The 3,517-nt window shown below is 40.8% G+C and carries 5 protein-coding genes; 1 reads left to right on the plus strand and 4 read right to left on the minus strand.

The features are described 5' to 3' along the window. Positions 1-268: 268 nt before the first annotated feature. The 3 genes from A4S05_RS38130 to A4S05_RS38140 form a co-directional block, all read right to left on the minus strand. Positions 269-958: a YdcF family protein gene (locus A4S05_RS38130; protein WP_069074910.1), complete on the minus strand. Its 690-nt coding sequence runs from the start codon at positions 956-958 to the stop codon at positions 269-271. Beyond that, positions 958-1,614 carry a DUF2301 domain-containing membrane protein gene (locus tag A4S05_RS38135; protein WP_069074911.1) on the minus strand — a complete coding sequence of 219 codons (657 nt, stop codon included), beginning with the start codon at positions 1,612-1,614 and terminating at the stop codon, positions 958-960. Before A4S05_RS38135 ends, A4S05_RS38130 begins: the two co-directional genes overlap by 1 nt. A gap of 147 nt (positions 1,615-1,761) precedes the next feature. Then, positions 1,762-2,586, minus strand: coding sequence for an SAM hydrolase/SAM-dependent halogenase family protein (locus tag A4S05_RS38140; protein ID WP_069074912.1), 825 nt, complete (start codon positions 2,584-2,586; stop codon positions 1,762-1,764). A gap of 110 nt (positions 2,587-2,696) precedes the next feature. On the opposite strand from A4S05_RS38140, the gene A4S05_RS42485 reads away from it, so the two are divergent. Next, positions 2,697-2,852, plus strand: a complete 156-nt coding sequence (locus A4S05_RS42485) for an arginine synthesis PII-interacting regulator PirA (RefSeq protein ID WP_176727237.1) — start codon at positions 2,697-2,699, stop codon at positions 2,850-2,852. Between the two features lie 95 nt (positions 2,853-2,947). Here the strand turns inward: A4S05_RS42485 and A4S05_RS39865 are convergent, their stop codons facing one another. Then, on the minus strand, positions 2,948-3,112 hold the full coding sequence (locus A4S05_RS39865) for a hypothetical protein (protein ID WP_256091411.1): 165 nt from the start codon (positions 3,110-3,112) through the stop codon (positions 2,948-2,950). Between the last annotated feature and the right edge of the window lie 405 nt (positions 3,113-3,517).

Raw genomic sequence — 3,517 nt, forward strand, 5'->3', positions numbered from 1 at the left:
ACCCCTACCCTTGAAAGCCCTAGCCCTCCCCTTGCAAAGGGGAGGGAACTGGATTTCCGGTTTCCTCCATTTGCAAGGGGCGATTGAGGGGGAGCGAAAATTTTTGATGCCGACAAGAGGACTTTTCAAACATCCTCTAATTAAACATAAAATGCTCATTAGATAGACCCCCAACTTCTCAAATAAGTCGGGGAATTACGAATTACGAATTACGTTAGCGCAGCGTTAGCGACGCAGGAGCGTCATTACGAATTACGAATTATCACTATTAGGCTTTCCAATTCAAAAACCGTGCATAAACATAAGCGATGCCTTCATCAATAATTGTTCGCACACCCGCGCTAGAATCCCACCATTTTTCTGGATCGTAATCTTGCGTTTTGGCAGCAATCACACCAACTTTGATATCAGGATTCAGTAATTTTTTGAAAATTAGCCAGCTTCTACGGGTATGAACATCCAAAGAAAAAAGATTAATTGATTCTATCTGTAAATTTGAATTGGATAGCCAGCGATAAAATTCAGCAGCAGATGCATAACTACGATCCTTAACTACGAAAGGTGTCGGAACAGCTACCACTTTTTCTGTTTCTAAACCAAGTTTTATGAAGGTGGCGGCTGTCACCTCTGCAAAGTTCTTGTATCCGGTAAGATAACTTCCTTTTCCTAATGTGCCTCCGGTGGTAATTATTTGACTATAAGAACCATTTTGAAATTCAGCCAAAGCTTCTTCTATAGCATAATCTGGTAGCCATCCTTCAACAATTAATGCTTGTGCTGATTTGATTGGGGAAGTTACGGCGAGAAATGAGTGTACATGAGTAATAGTGAAAAATATTAAATAAGCAATCAAAGCGATCGCAATCGCCCACCCTTGAGCCGTAAGTGTCCACATTTCTTGGCGTTTGATTAGTTTGACTTTTGGAAACTTTTGACACCGACGATTTTTTGCCTGCATTAAACCTTCGCTAAACGTTGTTCTTTCAAGTAGGTAAATACAGACTTATCTCCAATATCCGCAGGAATTTCTTGCACTGTCTTTCGCAGGGCAAACACTAAAAATAACATCGCCCAAATTCCTAATAAAATACTTTCTCCCTGAGTTGGTAAAATTCCCACTAAATGTCCTAATAATAGTAGCGGTACTATTGGGGTTAATATTTTGGTTTCCAGGCGATTGAAGCAAAAAGCCTCTTTAAAATAAATACCTGTCAAAGCAACGAAGATAAAACCAACTCCGAATAAGGTAATCGGCTGATTGTAAACAGCAAGCGCCAAAGGTTCACTACTAGAGATTGCCAATATCACTGATGCGATAGTACCGATAGCCCAAAAAACTTGCAAAGTTCGGTGCAGTGATGCCATGTAGATATGAATGGTAAATAAACTTACACCAAGGGCGAGACTAAAACAAGCATATAGAGGTGTCAGGATGGTGAAAACAGTCGGGTTATTGTTGAATAAAACCAAAGCGCTGCCGATGGCAAAGCTCAGTGCTGCTACCATTAACCCAGCGCGGTAGATAATTACGCTAGTGCGATCGCTCTGAGTAATTGTAAATTCCCCAAACTGGCCTTGATAAACTTCTGGTGCTGAGAGTGTTTGTGTAGTCATAGTTAAGAATATAATTATGATTCTCTTGTAGAGTACAACAGGAAATTGCTCAAGGGTTACTTTTATTATTATGGGCAATGAAACGAACTTAATGTCACCATTTCTAAACTTATGTCTTTCAGCAGTTGCTTTATTGCAATTCAAGTCTTACAAAAACAAGACTTGTAGTGCATCTTGTAAATTAATCTGTAACTGTGAGTGAGCATTGCCGCAATTAATGGCAATTTCTACCCATCCGTGACTGCCAACTAAAGCTATTATCTCTCCAACCTTAACATCACTGTAAGTTTCACAGCCTGGTATATTCAACCCGGCGGCTTGCACACACCAAGTTTTGCCTTGGACGTAACTCTCTGGAATGTTGCTCACTAGGTTGCCAAAGTGGTCAATATATTGAATGCAACCCACTACACTAGTGGTTGTTTGCTTACAGTCGCCTATATCTAGCTTTACCAAACTTGCTGGATCAATTTCTTTACCTAACTGTTTGAGAGGAACACCACTAGCAAGATTAGCTCCCACTGGTGCAAAGATATCCCTACCGTGAAAAGTCTTGCTTGGTTGAGGAGTTCGCCAATAGTTAAGATTTGTGAGTTCGACGGCTGCGTAGGCGTAGCCCGTCGTAGACATCGCTGGACTTTGACTGAGTATGCCGCTGAATATACCATTATCTGGGCCTACGAGGAACCCTTGAGCAAATTCTACTGCGATCGCTCGTCGTTTGCTTCCCACACCCGGATCTACTACTGCTACATGCACTGTCCCCACTGGGAAATAGGGATAAGCATTCATCAGGCTAAACCTGGCTGCGGCGATGTCTTGCGGCGGAATTTGGTGCGTTAAGTCTACTATCGTCAGTCTGGGGTTGATTTGGGCTATGACTCCCTTCATTATGCCTACATAAACATCGCGATCGCCGAAATCGCTCAGTAAAGTCACGAGTGGTTGTTGATCTATCTGCTTTTTGGACATATTTTGGTAAAAATATATAAAAAAATATTTTTCTGTAGCAACAGCTACAAAATATATGTTATGTTAAGAAGACAAGACAATAAAGTGAAAAATTAAACCAGGTAATCACTATGAATCAAAATAGACTACAAAGTGTGAGCAAAGCACGAGAAACTCACAGAGCGAATATTCAAAAAAGCCTAGAGCATCGCTTGGAAATCGCCAGAGCAAAAGGCGACGAACAGCTGATTCGTCAACTGGAAGCTGAGATGAGATATTCCAGTTAAATCAAGTTTTCATCGTTCATAGTTTTGTTGTTTAACCCGCTACGGCGGGTTTTTTGTTTTCATCGAAACAGAATTCAGGAGTCAGGAGTCAGGAGTCAGAATGGGCTAAACGCCCCGCTACCGCTAACAGAATGAATTCGTTCTTTGAGAAACTCTTTAGCAGCTTCAAGGTTTGATGGCTGATTGTAAAAAATACGATACCGATCAAATAATACTGAAACACTTTCAAGATGATTAATATTAGCTAAGAAAACTTCCATTGAGTGTCCTCATAACTTCAATGCAGTTTATACCACAATCCGGTTTAGTTAAGGGTTACTGGCAAAAATTTTGGGTTTTTGAGACGCGATAAATCGCCGTCTCTACAAGTGTTTGCGTCTGTTCTGAACTGTATTGGTTTATAGCCAACACTGCTTGGTTAAACTAAATGGCAGGTGAAATCAATAAAAATATGTTCGCGTTTTTTTACGATAACAGTAAGCTTTTATTCATTATCTTTGCTTTCTCAATTCAAGTAATTGGTGGGTATTGCCCCTTTCAAGGGTAGGGGTTTAAAAATCAGGCAGTAGAGAGAGTGATTTGAGACACATGAAGTTGTGGAGGGGAAGTGGGCCAAGGCTCAGGAAAAAAACTACCTTGAGGTAATGGCAGGCGATTGAGAACAG

This window comes from Nostoc sp. KVJ20 (genome assembly GCF_001712795.1).
Taxonomy (GTDB): domain Bacteria; phylum Cyanobacteriota; class Cyanobacteriia; order Cyanobacteriales; family Nostocaceae; genus Nostoc.

Bases quoted from the DNA above. Each gene is read 5' to 3' on its own strand.
- A4S05_RS38130 (WP_069074910.1), bottom strand. From the start codon at position 958: ATGCAGGCAAAAAATCGTCGGTGTCAAAAGTTTCCAAAAGTCAAACTA.
- A4S05_RS38135 (WP_069074911.1), bottom strand. From the start codon at position 1,614: ATGACTACACAAACACTCTCAGCACCAGAAGTTTATCAAGGCCAGTTT.
- A4S05_RS38140 (WP_069074912.1), bottom strand. From the start codon at position 2,586: ATGTCCAAAAAGCAGATAGATCAACAACCACTCGTGACTTTACTGAGC.
- A4S05_RS42485 (WP_176727237.1), top strand. From the start codon at position 2,697: ATGAATCAAAATAGACTACAAAGTGTGAGCAAAGCACGAGAAACTCAC.
- A4S05_RS39865 (WP_256091411.1), bottom strand. From the start codon at position 3,112: ATGGAAGTTTTCTTAGCTAATATTAATCATCTTGAAAGTGTTTCAGTA.